13 protein-coding genes are annotated in these 18,992 nt (G+C 61.1%); 5 read left to right on the top strand and 8 right to left on the bottom strand.

Annotation, left to right across the window (positions count from 1 at the left end):
• The first annotated feature begins 6 nt into the window (after nucleotides 1-6).
• Nucleotides 7-3,111 carry an efflux RND transporter permease subunit gene (locus tag J8C01_RS13105; protein WP_211433256.1) on the top strand — a complete coding sequence of 1,035 codons (3,105 nt, stop codon included), beginning with the start codon at nucleotides 7-9 and terminating at the stop codon, nucleotides 3,109-3,111.
• A gap of 44 nt (nucleotides 3,112-3,155) precedes the next feature.
• On the opposite strand, the gene J8C01_RS13100 is transcribed toward J8C01_RS13105, so the two are convergent.
• The 3 genes from J8C01_RS13100 to J8C01_RS13090 all read right to left on the bottom strand — a co-directional run bounded on the left by J8C01_RS13100 (nucleotide 3,156) and on the right by J8C01_RS13090 (nucleotide 8,319).
• Complete coding sequence (locus J8C01_RS13100; protein WP_211433255.1) at nucleotides 3,156-3,674, bottom strand: CBS domain-containing protein; 519 nt, start codon at nucleotides 3,672-3,674, stop codon at nucleotides 3,156-3,158.
• Nucleotides 3,675-3,788: 114 nt separating this feature from the next.
• Complete coding sequence (locus tag J8C01_RS13095) at nucleotides 3,789-5,174, bottom strand: TolC family protein (RefSeq protein WP_211433254.1); 1,386 nt, start codon at nucleotides 5,172-5,174, stop codon at nucleotides 3,789-3,791.
• A 31-nt stretch (nucleotides 5,175-5,205) separates the two neighbouring features.
• Nucleotides 5,206-8,319, bottom strand: coding sequence for an efflux RND transporter permease subunit (locus J8C01_RS13090; RefSeq protein ID WP_211433253.1), 3,114 nt, complete (start codon nucleotides 8,317-8,319; stop codon nucleotides 5,206-5,208).
• A 34-nt stretch (nucleotides 8,320-8,353) separates the two neighbouring features.
• On the opposite strand from J8C01_RS13090, the gene J8C01_RS13085 reads away from it, so the two are divergent.
• On the top strand, nucleotides 8,354-10,183 hold the full coding sequence (locus J8C01_RS13085) for an LIC_10190 family membrane protein (protein ID WP_211433252.1): 1,830 nt from the start codon (nucleotides 8,354-8,356) through the stop codon (nucleotides 10,181-10,183).
• Between the two features lie 3 nt (nucleotides 10,184-10,186).
• Here the strand turns inward: J8C01_RS13085 and J8C01_RS13080 are convergent, their stop codons facing one another.
• Genes J8C01_RS13080 through J8C01_RS13070 form a run of 3 tightly spaced genes read right to left on the bottom strand, consistent with a single transcriptional unit; the run spans nucleotide 10,187 to nucleotide 13,525 of the window.
• Nucleotides 10,187-11,521, bottom strand: coding sequence for an efflux RND transporter periplasmic adaptor subunit (locus J8C01_RS13080; RefSeq protein ID WP_211433251.1), 1,335 nt, complete (start codon nucleotides 11,519-11,521; stop codon nucleotides 10,187-10,189).
• A gap of 1 nt (nucleotide 11,522) precedes the next feature.
• Nucleotides 11,523-12,185, bottom strand: coding sequence for a TetR/AcrR family transcriptional regulator (locus J8C01_RS13075; protein ID WP_187288474.1), 663 nt, complete (start codon nucleotides 12,183-12,185; stop codon nucleotides 11,523-11,525).
• 56 nt (nucleotides 12,186-12,241) lie between these two features.
• Entirely contained in the window at nucleotides 12,242-13,525 is a 1,284-nt protein-coding gene (locus J8C01_RS13070; protein WP_211433250.1) for a HEAT repeat domain-containing protein, read from the bottom strand.
• Between the two features lie 349 nt (nucleotides 13,526-13,874).
• On the opposite strand from J8C01_RS13070, the gene J8C01_RS13065 reads away from it, so the two are divergent.
• Nucleotides 13,875-15,131, top strand: a complete 1,257-nt coding sequence (locus J8C01_RS13065; RefSeq protein WP_211433249.1) for a formylglycine-generating enzyme family protein — start codon at nucleotides 13,875-13,877, stop codon at nucleotides 15,129-15,131.
• A gap of 9 nt (nucleotides 15,132-15,140) precedes the next feature.
• Here the strand turns inward: J8C01_RS13065 and J8C01_RS13060 are convergent, their stop codons facing one another.
• Nucleotides 15,141-15,401 (bottom strand): DUF167 domain-containing protein, encoded by a 261-nt coding sequence (locus J8C01_RS13060; RefSeq protein WP_211433248.1) that lies wholly within the window; start codon nucleotides 15,399-15,401, stop codon nucleotides 15,141-15,143.
• Between the two features lie 106 nt (nucleotides 15,402-15,507).
• Between J8C01_RS13060 and aat the strand changes: the two genes are divergently transcribed.
• Complete coding sequence (aat, locus tag J8C01_RS13055; RefSeq protein WP_211433247.1) at nucleotides 15,508-16,206, top strand: leucyl/phenylalanyl-tRNA--protein transferase; 699 nt, start codon at nucleotides 15,508-15,510, stop codon at nucleotides 16,204-16,206.
• Here the strand turns inward: aat and J8C01_RS13050 are convergent.
• On the bottom strand, nucleotides 16,189-16,389 hold the full coding sequence (locus J8C01_RS13050; protein ID WP_211433246.1) for a hypothetical protein: 201 nt from the start codon (nucleotides 16,387-16,389) through the stop codon (nucleotides 16,189-16,191). The two genes, aat and J8C01_RS13050, sit on opposite strands and share 18 nt — an antisense overlap.
• Between J8C01_RS13050 and J8C01_RS13045 the strand changes: the two genes are divergently transcribed.
• Nucleotides 16,388-18,643, top strand: coding sequence for a VWA domain-containing protein (locus tag J8C01_RS13045; RefSeq protein WP_211433245.1), 2,256 nt, complete (start codon nucleotides 16,388-16,390; stop codon nucleotides 18,641-18,643). The genes J8C01_RS13050 and J8C01_RS13045 overlap by 2 nt on opposite strands.
• Nucleotides 18,644-18,992: the final 349 nt, after the last annotated feature.

The raw sequence follows: 18,992 nt of genomic DNA, 5'->3' as shown, positions 1-18,992 counted from the left end.
GCAACCATGATTGAACTTCCAAATCTGGCACTGCGCTACCGCGCCGCTGTCCTGGCCGCAGCCCTGCTGCTCATCGGCGCCGGCGTCTGGGCGTTTCAGAACCTCAAGGTCGAGGCATACCCGGACATTTCCGATACGGGTGTCGTCGTCATCACCCAGTTTCCCGGCAATGCCGCTGAAGAAGAAGAAGTCGAGCAGCAGGTCACCATTCCCATCGAACGCGCCCTGAACAACACGCCCAAGGTCATCGGCCGCCGTTCCCGGACGATCTTCGGGCTGTCCGTCGTCGAGCTGACCTTTGACGACGGCGTGGATGATTACTTCGCCCGGCAGCTTGTGCTCGAACGGCTGCGGGATGCCGAACTGCCGGAAGGCGTACAGCCGGGACTGGGGCCGCTGACGTCGGGCATTGGCGAAATGTACCGCTACCGGCTTGACGGCGACGGCATCCCGGAAATGAAGCTGCGCGAGCTTCAGGACTGGGTGGTGCTGCCGCGCCTGCTCCAGGTGCCGGGCGTGGCGGATGTGGCCACCTTTGGCGGGCTGGTCAAGACCTACCGCGTGGAACTTGACCCACTGAAGCTGGAAAAATTTGCCCTCACGGCCAAGCAGGTGGCCGATGCCATCAGCGCCAACAACCGCAATGCCGGCGGTGGCATCGTGGACAATCAGCAGCAGAGCCTGGTCGTGCGTGGCGTCGGGCTGGTTCGCTCCCGGCAGGACATCGAACGCATCGTCATCGGGGCCTTTGACGGCGTTCCCCTGTTTGTCCGCGATGTGGCCCAGGTGAGCGTGGCCCCGGCACTGCAAACCGGCATTTTTGGCTACGACGACGTATCCGGCGGCGTCGAGGGCATTGTGCTGTTGCGCCGGTGGGAAAATCCAAGCGACACACTGGCCGCGCTCAAGGAAGCCATTGCCGAACTCAACACCCAGCTTGCCCCGCAGGGTGTCCGCCTCGTGACCGTCTATGACCGGGGGGAACTGGTTTCCAACACCCTGCGTACCGTCTCGCGGACACTCATTGAAGGGCTTATCGTCGTTACGCTCGTGCTGTTTTTCTTCCTGGGCGACGTGCGGGCGGCGCTGCTGACGGCTATCACCATCCCGCTGTCGCTGCTGTTTGCCTTTGTCTGTCTGAAGCTGGCCGGCATTCCTGCCAATCTGTTGAGTCTGGGGGCGCTCGATTTCGGCATCATCGTGGACGGCACGCTGGTCATGGTGGAGCACATCGTGCACCGGCTGGCGGATGACCGGCATTCCCGGCGAAGTGTGTTTGAAACCGTCCGGCGGGCGGCGCTCGACATCGAGCGGCCGGTGTTTTTCTCCATGGTCATTCTGATTTCCGCCTACCTGCCGCTGTTCACCATGGAGCGTGTCGAGTACCGGTTGTTTGGCCCTATGGCGTTTACCGTGTGCAGTGCGCTGCTTGGGTCACTCGTGCTGTCCCTGACGCTGACGCCGGTGCTGGCCAGCTACTGGCTGACGCGCAGCGTGCGGACGTGGGAAAACCCGGTTGTCCGGTGGCTGCGGCAGGGCTATGCCGCCGCGCTGGAAGTCACCCTGGCGCGCCCCTGGCTCACCGTGGGGGCTGCCGGCGCCATCGTGCTGGTTGGACTTGGCATCGGGCTGCGCCTTGGGACGGAGTTCCTGCCGCAGCTCGATGAAGGCGTCATCTGGATTCGCGCCAACCTGCCGCCTGGCATTTCCCTGACGGAATCGGCTCGCACGGCCAATCGCATCCGTGCGCTGATTCGGGAATTTCCAGAGGTTTCCGGCGTCATCTCCCAGAGTGGGCGCAATGACGACGGCACCGACCCCTTCGGTCCCAACCGCAACGAACTGCTGGTCAACCTGCACCCTTACGAAAGCTGGACGACCGGACGCACCAAGGCCCAACTCGTGGCCGAGATGTCACGCCGGTTGGAAGCCAGCATTCCCGGAGCGACCTTCAACTTCACCCAGCCCATCATTGACACCTCGACCGAAATGGCCACCGGATCGAGTGCCGACCTGGCCATTATTCTGCGCGGCCCCGATCTGAAGCAGTTGCGGGAGCTGGCCAAACAAACCCTGGCCATTGTCCGGCAGATTCCGGGCGCGGCTGACAGCTCCATTGAACAGGAAGCCGACCAGCCGCAACTGCGGCTGCGCGTCAACCGGGAAGAAGTGGCGCGCTACGGCATCAACGTGGCTGATGTACAGGACCTCATCGAGCTGGCCATCGGCGGCCGGCCGGTGGGCGTGGTGTTTGAGGGCGAGCGGCGGTTTGACATCGTCGTCCGCTACACGCCGGAAGCCCGCGCCAGTGCGGCCACGATTGGCAAGCTTCTGGTGCCGACGGCCGATGGCGGGCGCATTCCCCTGTCGCAACTTGCTGAAATTGCCGTCGTGGAAGGGGCCAGCATCATTGCCCGGCGTGAAAACCAGCGCCAGGTGACGGTGCGCACCAACATCCGGGGACGTGACCAGGGCGGCTTCGTCCGCGAAGCCCAGCAGGCTGTAGCCGCCCAGGTCAACCTGCCTGAAGGCTACGCCGTCGAGTGGGGCGGACAGTTCGAGAACCTCACCCGCGCGCGGGCGCGGCTGACCATCGTGCTGCCGGTGACACTGGCCATCATTTTCGGGCTGCTGTTTCTGACGTTCGGCCGGGCGCGGGATGCCTGCATCGTGCTGGCTAGCGTTCCCTTTGCGCTCGTCGGCGGGCTGGTGGCCCTGTGGCTGCGCAATATCAACCTGAGCGTTTCGGCCGCCGTTGGTTTCATTTCCCTGTTTGGCGTCGCGGTGATGAGCGGCGTGCTCATCGTGTCGGAAATCAACCGCCTGCGTGAAGTTGAGAGGCTGTCCGTACGGGACGCCATTTTCACCGGCGCCTGTCAGCAGATGCGGCCGGTGCTGATGATGCTCATCGTGGCGCTGCTGGGGATGATTCCGGCAGCGCGCGCCGTCGGAATCGGCTCCTCGGATGTCCAGCGTCCGCTGGCGACCGTCGTCGTGGGCGGTCTCTTTTCGGCCCTGATTCTGACGCTGCTGGCTCTGCCCAGCCTGTATGCTGTTCTCGTCGCCGAGGAGAAGCCGCCACTTCCCGAAACCACAGTGCCGCCCGCCTGATGTCCGGCAAGCGCCGCTGGAGCGGCAACCCGCCGTCTTGCCGCCTAGGCCTTGGGCAGAGCGTGCTGGCAGAGGTACTTGAAAATGCCCTTCGAGGAGAGGAAACCGATGGGCTTGTCCTCGTCGTCCACAATCGGCACGTGGCGGTACTTGTGCATCGCCATGAGATTGAGCGTCTTGGCCAGGGTATCGCCATGCCGCACAACGCCGGGGTTGGGCGTCATGATGGTATCCACCGGCGTGGCGTCCAGCTCGGTGATGCGATTGGCAACCTTGTAGAGCATGTCGCGCTCGGTCACGATGCCGACCAGCTTCCCGCCACGGACGATCATCGCGCAGCCAAACCGCTTTTCCTGCATGGCGCGCAGGGTGGCCCCAATCGAAGCGCCCACCTCGACCGTAATGGCCGGATAGGGAAAGAGACGGTCAATGGTGTCTTCGGCCAGGGGCTGCTGAATCGGAAGCTCCGGCTCATCCATCTCCACGGCGGTGAGGTCAGAGCCACAGGCCTCACAGGTTTCTGCGCCAGGCAGGTTTTCAAAGCCACAAGCCGGACACTTCATGACGGCCTTTCCTCCACGGTGGGAATGGCACGCACCGAACAGACCAGGTTGGCAACGTGCAGGAGACAGCAGACTAACACGGCGCACGGTGTGGCGTCACCCTCTGAAATGGCCTCACCACTGAAACTGCTCAATCGTGCCCAGGGCCAAAGCCCAGTTGACGCGCGTCATGACGTGCTGTGCCAGCGCCTGAATCCGTGCCGTGCGGGCCTGACTGAGCGCCGACTGCGCCCGGATGACCTCCAAGTTGTCGGCCACACCGGCGGCAAAGCGTTCTTCGGCGAGCTCGACTTCACGCTGCGCCAGTGTCACGGCCTGCTCGGCTGCGGCAACCTGCTCCGCTGCGGCCGACAGCAGGACCACGGCCAGCCGTACCTCCTGCTCGACCTGCCGCTGGACATCGGCAACCTCCAACTCACGCTGGCGGGCCCGGCTCTTTTCGGCCACCAGCCGGCCAAACGAAGCGCCGCCGTTGAACACCGGAACGTTGACCCGCACCCCGAACGTGCGCGTCGGCAGGGCAAAGCGGTTCGGGCGCACGCCGTTCAGGCCATAGTCAGCGAAAACTTCAACCGAGGGGAGATGTTCGGCCGCCACGGCCGCCTGTTCCCGGGTGGCCGCTTCGTACTGAAGCCGGGCCAGGACGACTTCAAGCCGTTGCCGCAGCGCGGCCGACTGGGCGGTGGCCACGTCCGGCGTGGATACGGGGACGAACCGCAGCTCGCCAGTCAGGGTCAGTTCGGCGTCGGCCGGTACGGCCATGAGCCGCCGCAACCGCGCCTGGGACTGCTCCAGCTCAACCTGCGCCTGCGCCCGGCGGGCATCTTCCTCGGCCAGGCGGACGCCGGCCCGAACAACATCGAGCTGGGTGGCCAGTCCGGCCGCGCGCTGTTCCTGCGCCAGATGCACCAGAGCGCGCGCCGTCACGATTTCGCGCTCAGCGGCGCTGACCAGCGATTGTGCGCGCAGCACATCCAGATAGGCCAGCAGAACCTCACCGGTGATCTGTTGCCGCACGAGTTGCGCTTCCACTTCAGCGGCCTGGCGGGCCGTCTGCGTGGCGCGATGGCGCTGCACGGCCGACCAGTCAAACAACTGCTGCGTAAGCTGCAAGCGGGCGTCAAACGTGTCAAAGACGATGATGGAACTGATGCCCGGCAGGAAACCGCCCAATCCCTGTGCGGCCAGGTTGATGGCGGAATTGGCGCGTGTCACCACGCCACTGAGGTTGGGCAGCAGCGCCGCACGGGCTTCGAGGGCGCGTCCCCTGGCTTCCTCCCGGCGCTCGGCGGCAAGGCGCACCGAAGTTTCGCCGGCCAGCGCCATTTCCACGGCGCGCGCCGGGGACAGTGGACGTGGGGCGTGACCGCCAGCCGGCGGATACACGACGCCCGGCACCGGCAGACGGCGTACCGGCGGCAGGTGCTGCGCCGGGGCGCTGTTGCCGGACAGGGCCACCCCAATGATGACAGGCAGCCAGACGTGTCGGGACAGGAACATGGCCGTTTCTTGCCTCCACATGTTTACCTCCTCAGTCGTGGGCAGCCGATTTCACGGACGGCTCACTGCCCAGGCTTCGGCGTGGCCGGAACCAGCGGCGGCGGGCGAGCCAGGCCGCCAGATCGTCAAACAGGGCATAGAAAGCCGGCACGGCCAGCAGCGTCAGCAGCAGACACAGCGATTGGCCGCCAATGACGAGAACGGAAATCGAACGGTTGCTGCTTGCGCCGGGCCCGCGTGAAAGCGCCAGCGGGAACATGCCGGCGACAAAAGCCAGCGTGGTCATCAGGATGGGGCGCAGCCGGTCACAGTTCGCCTGAACGATGGCCGCATCGCGCGCCCAGCCGGCCCGCCGCAGGCCGTTCATGTGGTCAATCTGCAGGATGGCGTTCTTTTTGACGACGGCAAACAGCACGAGGACCCCCAGCCCGACGAAGAGATTGACGTTCTGCCCAACAGCCAGCAGGGAGACGAGGCCAAACGGGAGCGCCAGCGGGAGCGTCAGCAGAATGGTCACGGGATGGATGAACGACTCGAACTGGGCGGCCAGAACGACATACATCAGGACGAAAGTCAGCCCGAAAGCGATGGCAAAGTAGTAGGCGGATTCCGCCATGTCTTTGGCATCCCCGGCAAAGACCCGCTCGTAGCCGGAGGCAAGTTCCAACGCCTGGAACGCGGCATCAATCTGTTCGGTGGCCGCCGAAAGTGAATACCCGGCGGCGACATTCGCCAGAACAGTGACATAACGCTGACGGTTGAGGCGCTCGATGGCCACCGGCCCCGTCCCTTCAACAAGGCGCACCAGGCCGGACAGTGGCACGGGCGCACCCTTGGCCGTCGGCACGGCAATTGCCCCCAGACGTTCCGGCAGACTGCGAAAGGCATCCGTTGCGCGCAGCCGGATGCGCGGCCGGTCAGCGGCCGCTCCGGCGTCGGCTGCCAGCGTACCGACTTCCACCCCGGCCACCAGCAGGTTGAGCGTGGTGGCCACGTCTTCGACAGCGACACCGAGATCAGCCGCCCGCGCCCGGTCAACGACCAGGCGCAGTTCCGGCGCGCCCAGCACGAGCGTCGAGTTGACATCCACCACCCCCGGCATCCGGCGCATGGCTTCCATGAGACGTTCGGCGTACAGCGCCAGCGGCTCCAGTTCGGGGCCGCGCAACACGTACTGGATCGTCGCGTTTTCATAGCCCCCGCCGGCAAAAGGCGTAATCGGCTGCACACTGGTACGCACCTGTGCGGCATAGGGCCGCAGACGTTCGCGTGCCAGCCCGATGAGTTCCACCTGCGAGGCGGTGCGTTCCGCCAGAGGTCTCAGCTTGACGTAGATGTAGCCACGGGAAGCCACGGGTGGATCGCCGCTTCCGGCGGTCGTCAGGGTGTGGGCGACGCCGGGCAGGGTACGCAGATCGGCCGCGATGCGCTCAACCAGCAGGCTCATGGCAGCGAGGGACGTTCCTTCCGGGGCGCGGAGCGTCACCTCGAACTCCGATTCGTCATCCTGGGGGATGAAGTCCTTGCCGATGACGATAAACAGCGGAACAACGGAAGCCGCCACCCCCAGGCACGTCAGGGCCACCCATCCGCGCCGACGAACTGACCAGGCCACCAGCGGCCCGTAATAGCGTGCCGTCCAACCGGCGGCAGCGGGCCGGTCCCGGTGCGAAACCGCCATGCGGGCGCACAGCATGGGCGTCAGTGTGAAGGAAACGAACATGGAAATGGCGACGGCGGCCGCGGCCGTGATGCCAAACGGCGCGAGGAAGCGTCCGACGATGCCGCCCATAAAGGCCGTCGGCAGGAAGACGGCCAGCAGCGACAGGGTTGTGGCCAACACGGCCAGTCCGATTTCCCGCGTCGCCGCGACTGCGGCTTCAAACGGCGGCAGTCCTTTTTCACGGATGAACCGCTCGATGTTTTCGAGCACGATGATGGCATCGTCAATGACAACGCCCACCATGAGCGTCAGTGCCAGCAGTGTGATGGTGTCCAGCGTGTAGCCAGATGCGGCTATGACGCCAAACGCACCGATGATGGACGTTGGGATGGCAAGGGCGGCAATGAGGGTCAGCCCCAGGCGCCGGAGAAACACCAGCACCACGAGACAGGCCAGCAGGCTGCCTTCAAGCAGGTGGGTTTTGACATCGTTGACAGCGGCTTCGATGAAGATGGACTTGTCGCCGACTTCGGTCACGGTGACTTCCGGGGGCAGACTGGCACGGATTTCGGTCAGCCTGGCCTTGACGGCGGCAGCCAGCGCCACGGCATTGCCACCGGCCCGTTTGGAGACCTGCACGATGACGGCCGAACGTCCGTCCAGCGCCGTGATGGTACGGGGCAGCGGCGTGGTTTCCTCGACGTGGGCGACCTCCTCCAGGCAGACGGGATAGGTCTGGCGGTAGGCCAGCGGCAACCGGCGCAGGGTGGCCGCATCCGGGACTTTGCCTGGGGCGCGCAGGGCGGTTTCGCGCGCTCCCTGCTCCAGCGTCCCGGCCGGGGCGTCACGGTTCTGGCGTTCGATGGCGGCAACGGCGTCGAGTGGCGTCAGGTCGTAAGCGCGCAGACGCAGCGGATCAAGTGTGACACGCACTTCGGGCTGCACCCCACCGAGCAGCGCCACCCGCCCGACGCCATCGAGGGTTTCCAGTTGTTCCTTGATCTGGCGTCGTGCTAGACGTGTCGTTTCAACCAGCGGATAGGGAGCGGACACGGCCAGCCGGATGACCGGCGAGGCATTGGTTTCAAACTTCTGAACCGTAGGCGGTTCAATGGTTTTGGGCAGTTCAGGGATGACGAGGTTGACCTTGTCGCGGACTTCCTGGGCGGCCACGTCGAAGTCCTTGTTGAGTGAAAACTGGATATTGACCTGCGAGATGCCTTCAACTGAAGTGGAGCGGATTTCTTTGACGCCGCTGATGGCATTGACGGCTGACTCGACTTTCTCCGTGATGTCGCGCTCGATTTCGACGGCCGATGCGCCGGGATTGGTGACGACGACGGTGACAACCGGAAAATCAACATTGGGAAATCTGTCCACGCCAAGTGCTCCGTAGCCAACCAGCCCAAAGACGGCAATGGCCACGATGAGCATGGTTGTGAAAACCGGACGCCGGATACAGACTTCAGCCAACCACTGCATTTTCTAGTCTGAATATTCCAGGTTGAGGAATAAAATGTTTGTCTGTCTCATTGTGTGGTTTTTTATTTCCATTCTCAGTGTATTTTCAGCTTTTTCATTACTTTCCATTTTTCTCGAAAAGAAAGAAATAATAAAATTGCTTGGTATTCAGCCGTTTTTGACATCATTCATTGGGACATTGGCTTTGTCCAACTTGTTCATGATTCTTGCTTTCTTTTCTTCATTGAGAATAACACATCTTGTTGTTGTCTCAATCGCAGTACTATCCTACACTTTTTTTTCACTCACAAGGCAGGATGTTCAAACTTTGGCAGGCATCCTCAGAGAAAATTTTCTGACAATGCTAATCTCATCAGCATTGTCATTTTTTCTCATCAGCATTCCTCACCACGAAGGCTCAGATATTGTTGGTTATCACATTCAAATGGCGAAATATCTTCATGAATATGGATTGGTTACAGGTCTTGCACTTATCCATCCGCAACTCGGACATCAATCTATATGGTTTGCATTACCCGCACCTTTTGAAGATTTTCTGGGAATTTACTCCAGTTTGATAGTAGGCGGATTTTCGCTTTTTATTTCATTTTGCCAATTTTTCAGAAGCCTGTCTCGAATCAATAAAGACATTTATGAATTTTTTTTGGTGTGCTTTTTTCTTTTAAGTTTTGTCGCCTTTTATGCACTGGTCGACGTTACTTCTGTAGAAGTGCCACTTAATATCATCATTGGCATGACTGTTTTCTGCTCACTCAGGTATTTTTCATCAGAGGATGAAACACCGGATTCTGAAGTAAAACACATTTTTTTCTGGCCAGCAGTTATTTTTCCTTCATTCGGCTTTGCGCTCAAACTTACCGGCATCCCTGTCTTTCTGTTTGGTATCTATCTCTTCATCCATAGATTTGGGTTCAAACTGAACAAAAGTCATCTGAGGTGGGGTATCATAACTACTATTTTGGTGTTGACCAAGTTAACTGCTTCGGCTTTAACTTCCGGGTGTCCTCTGTATCCTTCCAGCCTTTTTCATCTTCAAGCTCCGTGGTTTATTGGTGAAAACTCTTCAAAGGAGGTAATTGAACTTATCACTACGTTCGCACGCCTGCAGGTGACAAAAGCTCCAGAGAATATCAATCACCTGAATTGGATTTTTCCTTGGTCTAAAACCTGGGGCGGAAAAGGTGTGATTTATTTATTCATTTTCCTGATGATACTGATTCTTTCCTGCATCCTGGTTTTGAAGAAGGATTTTTTGATTTTTTGCAAAAAATATACCAGCGTGTTACTTTTTGCCGCTGTCGGTGTTTTATACATCTTCATCAATGCACCTACGGTCAGGTTTATGGGACCTTACATACTCACAATGGCATCCATGTTTCTCCTTGCAACTTTTCAAAAAGACGCTATCCTCTCTTCTCTTTCTCTCGTGGCATCTTTTTCCATTTCAGAGATAATGGTTGCCAATCGCAAGCTCGGACTGATACAGGCATTGCTGCTGTTGTTACTGGTCATCTCCAGCACTCTTTACAGAGAAAAGTATAAACAATTTATTTTCCTTACAGCCTACACGCATAAACTTGTCCTACATTTGGCATACTGTACTGCGCTTACCTTTTACTCTTCTACAAACACAAATCTCCTGTTGCTCCCGGAAGTTTCTTCATTGAAACGCCAGTTTACGAGCCAAGACATCAATGGAGTCAAGTTCTTCTTTCCCAAAAATTCCATTTCCTGTGGTTACTCACCTTTACCCTGTTCTTTGGGTAAAGTATGGTCAGAGTTTTCACTTGAAGACATCGAGCTTATTGACAAAGAAAAAGGCATTGCCGGTGGCTTCAAAAGAAAAAACTACAGCCCGGAGTAGCCTTCATCTATCTGTACTGGAAACAGCTTTCCCGTCCTCCAGCTTCTCCAGACCGGTCACAACGACACGTTCGCCGGCCTCCAGACCAGACCGGATTTCGACTTCCTCCCCGACGTTTTCCCCCACCTGAACCACCCGCAGCCGCGCTCGATCCCCCTCAACGACATACGCCACCTGCGCGCCCAGACCCGGATGCCACCGGACAGCCGCGCGCGGGGCCATCACCCACGGCGTACGCTCCGGCAGCAGCAGCCGCGCCGTGACGAACATCCCCGGACGCAACCGCTGCTCCCCATTCGACACGATGACCTCAACGCGCAGACGGCGCGCATCAGCTTCCACCAGCGGGCGAATCGTCGTGACCTCGCCACGAATGACCCAGTCGGGATAGGCGTCGGTTGTGGCCTCAACCGCCTGCCCGCGCCGGACCCGCCCGGCTTCCCCGGCTGGTACCTGAAGCTCCAGCTTCAACCGTTCCAGTACCACCAACTCCATCAGGGGCTTCTCCGGCGTGACATACTCGCCCACATTGGCAAACCGCTCGGCCACATACCCGGCAAAAGGCGCCCGTACGGTGGTGTCTTCCACGGCTTTCTGCGCCAGTGCCACGGCCGCCCGCGCTTCGGCAATGCGCGCCTGTGCCGCCCGTAACCCGGCATATTCGGCCCGCAACCCGTCCAGGGTGGCCGCGTAGCGGCGGCGCGCCGCCTGAACCTGCGCCTGCGCGGCTTCCAGCCGGGTGCGGGCTTCGTCGAGCACCGCGCGGGTGATGTTGTCATGGCGGGCCAGCCGCTCGTAGCGTTCCAGGGTGGCCCCGGCCAGCCGCGCCTCGGCTTCCGCTGCGGTCAATGCCGCCTGGGCCGCCTCGGCCTCTGGCGTCTGACGTGGGTCAAACACCTCGCCGGAGAGTCCCAGCCGGGCCCGGAGCTGGGCTTCGGCCGCCTCAGCCTGTGCCAGAGCCGCTTCGGCCTGTGCCAGCCGCTGCCGCGCTTCGCGGTCATCGAGTCGCGCCAGCACCTGCCCTTCCCGTACCACCGCGCCCACATCCACCGGGATGTCCACCACCTTCCCCATTGCCGCCGAAGCCACTGCCGACTGCCGCCACGGGACAACGTTTCCCGTCGCCAGGATGGACTGCGGGCGCATCCGCACCTGCACGCGCGCCACCGTCACGGGCGTTGGCACTTCCGTTGCGGCCGATGCCTGGTTTTGGGCTGGACGCTGACACCCACCCCCCAGAACCAACGCCACCAGACACAGCCCGCCTACAACCCAGGCCGCTATGCCATTGTCACCGCATCGGCACACTGAAAGCCGCTCCCCTTCCCTGCGCCCCATGTCACGCCCCTGCCATTTCCGTACCGGTGCGGCCGGGTGCTGCACTCCAGGCCAGGATCAGGTCACACACCTGCTGCCGTTGGCGGCCGACGGGCGGCGCCAGGCCGAAGCCTTCGGCAAAGTAGATGCCATCGGCGGCAAACCGGACAGCCGTGGCCGTCACTTCATCCACACCATCGGACACCAGCAGCCGATGCCAGCGGTCATAGGCCGTTTGAATCAGTCCCAGCAGTTCGGGGTTGACGGCCAGCGCCGCCAGGAAACTCGCCAGATCGCCCTGCCCCAGGCCCAAGGTCAACGACTCGTTCGGATCGACCTCGGCAAAGGAAGCCCGTACGTAAGCCCGCAACCAGCGCCCCGGCTTTTCCGGCTCTGGATCACGGGCATACTCCCGCGCCATGGCGCGGTCCCACTCGGCAATGAACGTCTCAATCAGCGCCCGGATGAGCGCCTCCTTGGTTGGGAAGTGGTACAGCAGTCCCCCCTTGCTGACGCCGGCCGCGCGGGCGACGGCGTCAAGGGTCAGCCGAGGCAACCCCTCTTCAGCGACGACCCGCACCGTCGCGCGGAGCAGTTCATCCCGTGTCACCTGGGCTGGAGTTGCGGATTTGGTTGAAGGACGACGCATGGCGCGTACTGTACCGTCCAGACGGTACAGTGTCAACCCGGACAACCACTGGTACAACCCCTGGTTGCAGTTGCGCCTGTGAAAACCCGCTTTTACCGGGAACGTGGCGTCGAAGTCGGGGTAATCCGTGCCAGCGCCAGCTCGGCCGTCTCCCGGACGCTGAAATGCTCGTCCTCAATGGCCGCCCGCTCCAGCGTGGGACGCACATCGGTTTCGCCAACGCCCACAAGCAACCCCAGACCACGCGCCGCCGCCGCCCGTACACGCCATTCCTTGTCGTGTGTCGCTTCAACCAGCGGCACAACAGCCTTTGGATGGCGCGTTGCCGCCAGAGCGTGAACGTAGCGCCAGCGCATCGGCAGGGCTGTGTTTTTGAGGTTGGACGTGAGCATGTCGAGCGACTGCATCTCCACCCGGACCGGAGAGACCGCCGGCATCGTGTCCGGCGGTGGCAGCGAGCGAATCGTCCGCTCGCGGACAATGGTGAAGCCTTTGAGGCTATGCCGGGCGGCAGCGCGCACCAAGGCATTTTCGTCCCGCACGGCCAGACGTTCGAGAATGCGCTGGGCCTGCTGATACGGCTCGATGCGCCGCATCTCCATCGTGCCCAGCATGGCAATGGCCTGAAATCGCAGGTTGGGATGCTCTTCTTCCGTCGAGGCCACCAGATTCTCCACCAGCCGGGCTTCTTCGTCCGGGATGTAACCGAAGCTCGCCAGCGCCAGCATCGCCTCAACCCGGATACCCATTTCCTTGGCCTTGCGCATCTCGATGAGCAAGGGTGAGACCGCCCGCTCATCCACAACACGGGGCGCGCTGTCACAGAGCCGCAGGTGTGCACGCCAGACTTCACGGTTGCGCGCCGCCAGCAGGGTCTCCAGCGCCTCTTCACGACCCAGCCGGACCATTTCCGAAGCCGTCCAGGCGCGAATCGTCCAGTCTTCGTCGTCAAGCAGGCGGATGATTTCCGGCAGCGCCGCAAAATCTCTGAGGCTCACCAGCGCTGAAACTGTCAACCCGCGCACTTCCGTCGAGTCGTCGTGCAGGCGCTCCCGCAGTGGCTCACTGGCCCGTGGGTCTTCGAGTTTGCCCAGCGTATCCACGACAACGGCCCGAACCTCCGGCTCCGGGTCAGACAGCCGCCGCAACAGCGCATCCACGGCCTCCCTGGCTTCCGCTCCGGTACGCTCAGACAACTCACCGGCCGCCCGTACCCGACGTGTCGGGCGGGCATGCTCCAGGTTCGCCAGAATCTCACGTAAGGGACGCCGGCGTGGTTGTGCTGCCCGTCGGTAGAGCCACCGTATGGTCAGAACAATTGCCGCCGCCGTGCAAAACGAAGCAAACAGGACCCAGAGGACGGGAAGACCTTTCATGTGCGCTTTTCCTCGCCAGCGAGAATGCCAGAGCGACCTGCCTGTGGTCGTGGAAGTGTCTCTAATCTACGATAAAATCGCTATCATTCACAGTGGCCACAGCAACATCAGCATTTTCCCTCACCTTGCCGGGATGCATTACCTTGGCTTGAGCTGAAATTTGATTTGGCTTGCATCCAGAGCAACCTCCGCCGCCTCTGGCAACTCTGGCATGATGCTGACCTGACATATCCGCCAACCAGCCATGACATCACTCCGGTATATATCCCGACGCTTTGCCTTTCCACACACCATTCACAAACGCCGTAGTATCGCCGTTCCTCTCGCTTTGGGTGGCGTTTTGACTGTCGTGCTGAGCCTTGCCACGCCGGTCGGATGGACGGCCCCCAGCCAGGAAATCAGTACGCGGGTGGGCAACACGCAGCCCGTGCGCGTCGTGCGGGTCACACCAAAGCGGGTGGCAACCGTCATACGGCTTTCGGAAGAAGACCGGGAGTGGAACGCCATCCGCAACAGCAACGATCCACAGGCGTTCAAAACGTTCCTGGCCAAGTACGGCTCTGGCAGCAAGTACGGCCGCCTCGCCGAACAACTGGCCGAAAATGCTGAAATCGAGCGCCTGCGCGGCCGGGACAGGCGATACACAGATGCTCCACTCATCATGCGCGAACTGGCCTTTGATGAGTTTCAGACCGTGGACCTCACGCCCGAAGGCAACATCGTCAACCCGCGTATTCTCAAGTCGGAAGTCGTCGCCATCGAGCTCGACCGGGAGAAAGGCATTGCCCTGGAACTGGTTCGCATTCCCGGTGGAGAGTTCCGCATGGGATCGCCGGAATCCGAAGCCGGACGCCTGCCCAACGAAAAACTCCACGAGGTGGCTGTGCCGGAGTTCTACATGGGACGCTATGAAGTCACCCGCCGGCAGTGGGCCTTTGTGGCGGCTTTGCCCAAGGTCAGGGATGACCTGCCGCCGAATCCCTCCCAGCCGGAAGCGCCGCGTGGACGGCGCTCGCCCCGCGCGCCCCAGAACAATGACAATACGGACATGCTCCCGGTGGAAAACGTCACCTGGTCGCAGGCGGTGGAGTTCTGCCGCCGCCTCGAAAAGATCACCGGCAAACGGTTCCGGCTGCCGACCGAAGCGGAATGGGAATATGCCTGCCGGGCCGGCTCCACAAAGCCCTTTGCGTTTGGCGACACCCTCACGACGCGCGTCGCCAACATCAACGGCGAAGTGCCCTACGGTGCCGCCAAAGTGACGCCCACGGCCGGACGCCTGCTGCCGGTCGGCTCGCTGGGCATTGCCAACGCCTTTGGACTGTTTGACATGCACGGCAACGTCTGGGAATGGTGCCAGGATGCCTTTGTCGAGGATTACGATAATGCGCCGACGGATGGCAGCGCCTACGATGTCGTCAATCCAATCTATCGCGTACGGCGCGGCGGCAGCTCCACATACAAGGCCGAGCTGTGCCGCTGCGCCATGCGCGGACGGGCCGAACCCGAACGCACCGGCCCCTGCATCACCTGCACCGGCGGCACCGGACTGCGGGTTGCCATTCTGGCGGAAGACCTGAAACTCACGGATGATGACGCAGAATGACGCACTGGCTTACCCACTTCCTCCCCGGCCGGCTTTGGGCGCATCTCCGCGAACATCCAGGTGAATGCGCTTGTGGCGTCCCGTTACGCCGTGCTGGATGGTGATTGCGGACTTGGGACAGTGGAAATGCTCGGCCAGCAACGCAATCAGCTCGGCATTCGCCCGGCCTTCGTGGGGCGGCGACATGACATAGGCGCGCCAGGTCCCATCAGACAGGCGTTCCAGCCGCCGCTGGCGCGCGTTGGGCTTGACGGTAACTTGCAGTATCATCGTTGAACTCCAGCGTCCATTGGCGTCAGTATCAGAATGCCTCTGTCAACCGGACGCCACATATCAGTTATGATTCCCTACCCACGACACAGGTCAGAAACGCCTCATGCCCATTCTGGAGTTTCCACCGGTCGAAGAAGCCGATGAACATGGACTGCTGGCGGTGGGGGGCGACCTTCACGTGTCTTCCCTGCTGCTGGCCTACAGCAACGGCATTTTCCCCTGGCCACACGAAGGCTACCCCATGCTCTGGTTTGCGCCGGCAGAACGGGCCATTCTGGACTTTGATGATTTTCACATCCCTTCCCGCCTGGCGCGTTACCTGAAAAAGGTCAACTATACCTTCCACATCAACACGGACTTCGCGGCGGTCATCCACGCCTGCCGCACCAGCGTGCGCAAGCGCCAGCAGGGAACCTGGATTACACCGGAAATCGAAGCCGCCTACACGGCGCTCCATGAAGCCGGCCACGCCCACAGCTTTGAGGCGCGTACCCCAGATGGTGAACTCGTCGGCGGCATGTATGGCGTCATGATCGGGCGCGCCTTTTCGGGCGAGAGCATGTTCTTTCGCGCACCCCATGCGTCAAAGTTCGTCATCGTGCAGACCGTCACCTTTTTCCGCCAGCATGGGATGACCTGGTTTGACATCGAAGTGATGACCCCCCACATGGCGTTGTTCGGCGCAAAGGAAATCCCACGGGCCGAATTCATGCGGCGGCTCAAACAGGCCATTGCCCAACCGCCCATCCCGTTGCCGCCGCCCAGACGGCGGCGCATACCCCATTCAGCCCTGTTTTCCTGAGCCATCCACCACCACGGCTTCCGGCTTTCCCGGCACAATAAGTGTCACTTCCGGAAGGCGGCCGGAGTTGGTGATCTTTACAACTTGCAAAAACTGTAAACCCTGCGCCATACCTTTATGAAAAGGGGACAGGCTTCCATTGCCATGTCCATACCGGATGGTTTTTCGTGGAGGAAGTGGCATGCTGAAAGCGTCTGGACTGAAACCCACGCTGTTGACCTTATTTTTGGCCGGGTGGCTTCCCCTGGCGATTCTTGCCCAGAAACCGCCAGCCCCACCGGCAGCCCCCGGCACGCCCCCGGCGGATGCCCCCAAGGCAGCGGGGCAGGAACCGGCGCCAGGTCAGGGAGAAGACGAAGAAGACGTTATTACTCTTGGCACGGAGCTGCTTCAGCTCTACGTCAGTGTCACTGACAAACAGGGCCGGCCGGTCAACAATCTCCAGCGGGAACACTTTGTGCTTCGGGAGGATGGTAAGCCACAGGACATCGCCTTTTTTTCGGCGGTCGCCAATGGCGTGCTTGCTGATGACCCGGAGGCCAGCACTGAACCGGAAAACCGGTTGCGACCGCCGGCCGTGACACCGGAAGGGCGCTATTTTGCGCTCGTTGTAGATGATCTGCACATTGCGCCGGGCAACTTTTTGCCGTTGCGCAACGCCCTGCTCAACTTTGTCGAAAAAAACATCGTGGAAGGTGATCACCTGCTTGTGTTGTCCACGAGCGGAACCTTGGGCTTTCTCCAGCAGATGACCGACGACAGGCGCATCATGCGGCTCGCCATCGAGCGGCTGACGCCACGCAATGAGGCCGTTGACCAGGGCAGCTTCGGCTTTGGATTCACCATGACGGACTACGAGGCGTTTCTGGTTGAGCGCAATGACCGTCAGACCATTGACTTTCTGACGCAACTGTACATCCGCTCTTCTCCGGGCACCCCGCCAAACCAGGCTGAAACCCTCGTGCGCGCTTCGGCGCGCAGCATTGCCCAGCGGACGGAATACCTGACGACCAGCACCCTTGAGACCATCCGCGCAGCGGCACTGGCACTCGGCAACTATCCGGGGCGGAAAACGCTTCTCCTTGCCACGGATGGCTTCATCAACGACGAATTCAACCGCAACGGACGCTTTCGCATCCAGCGGGTACTCGATGCCGCAACCCGTGCTGGTGTTACGGTGTACTCCATCCACAGCGCCGGTCTGGAAGTCGCGGCGGGCTTTGACGCCAGCCAACCCGGCCGCTTTGATCCGACCGGAATTGGGCTGAGTCTTGCCTCGCAGGCACAACAGGCCCGCCAGGATGCTTTCCGTGAACTGGCCGCAGCCACCGGTGGGCTGACCTTTGTCAACACGAATGATCTGTCCGGCGCTTTCAGCAAGGCGGTGGCTGATGCCTCCACCTACTACGCGCTCGCCTACTACCCGGACAAAAAGCCGGATGGCCGCTTTCACAAAATCGAAGTCAAACTCAACCTCCCTGGAAGCTTCACCATCCGCACGCAGCAGGGCTTTTTCTCGCCAAGCGAAAAGTCCATCCAGAAAGCCGCCGGGAAAAAGAAAAAGCAGGACGCCAAACTCAGCCCCGAAGCCCTGGCGGCGCGTGAAGTCAAAGCGGCGCTCGGCGCGCCGGTGCCACCGCGCGACATCCCTCTGCGGCTGGCCTCGACCTTCGTTTCCAACGATCTCGAAACGAGTTTCTCCCTGGCGTTTCCCCTGAAAGACATTGCCTTCCGGGATGTCAAGGGGCGGAAGTCCAATACCCTGACGATGGGCTTTGTCGTTTTTGACCTCAACGGCAAAGCGCTGATGGCGCAGGAAGACACTATTGCGTTGAACATCCTGCCGGAGCGGTTGGCGCTGGCGCAGGCCGGGTGGGGATCGCAGACCAAGTCGCTCAAACTCGCGCCCGGGATGTACAACGTCCGCGCCGCCATCTATGACCCCATCACGGAGCACCGGGGCGCTGTCAACCGGTGGATTGAGATTCCGAATGTGTCAAAGGCCGGGATGATGCTTTCCGACATCATCTTTCTGCAGGTTGCCCAACCGACGGCAACCGAGCCGGGCGACTCCCAGCCGGTGGCGGGACAGGCTCTGCCCCCCAATCTGGCACCCATCAATCAGGCGGTGCGCCGCTATCCGGCCGGGGCGCAACTCGTGTTCGTCGTCACGGCCCACAACGTGCCCAAGGGAAAACCAACGGCCGGAAAGTCCAATCTGGCCTTTCAGACCCAGATTTTCCGTGACAAGGAAGCCGTTTATGTCAGTCCTCTGCAACGTACACAGTCTCCGCCCAACGCGGACGGCACCCTGACCTATGCCGGACAGGTCTCCCTTGAAGGGCTGGCCGCTGGTCAATACCGGCTGAAACTGGTAGCGTACGAGGAAACAACCAAAAAAACAGCAGTCCAGTCGCAAGACTTCACTATTCACTGAGTCGTGGGGGCCGACCGGCTGTGGAGGCCGGCTGTGTCAGGGCAGGGCCTGCGGCACATCCACCGGCTGCGCCGCAGGCGTGCGGTTTTCATCGTTTCCCATTCACGAAAGGAGCCGGCATTCATAGGCAAGGTATTCCGGCCCTCACTCGCCATGCTATTCACCTGGGCTGTAATCTTGGGTGAGTTTAGCTGCGCTTCGCGGCGCAGGTGAAGTGCCAATCTGTTGGACAACATTGACCTGGAACCTTATTCAGAAAGGAGAGGCAGATCATGCAAGCCATAGAGTCCAAGCCACAATCAAGAACGGTGTCATTGAGATTCCTCATCAGTATTTGGGCAAGCTTTCG

It is taken from the genome of Chloracidobacterium sp. D (genome assembly GCF_018304685.1).
GTDB lineage: Bacteria > Acidobacteriota > Blastocatellia > Chloracidobacteriales > Chloracidobacteriaceae > Chloracidobacterium > Chloracidobacterium thermophilum.
The sequence above is the reverse complement of the archived record's forward strand: the minus strand, read 5'-3'. Positions and strand labels throughout refer to the sequence as shown.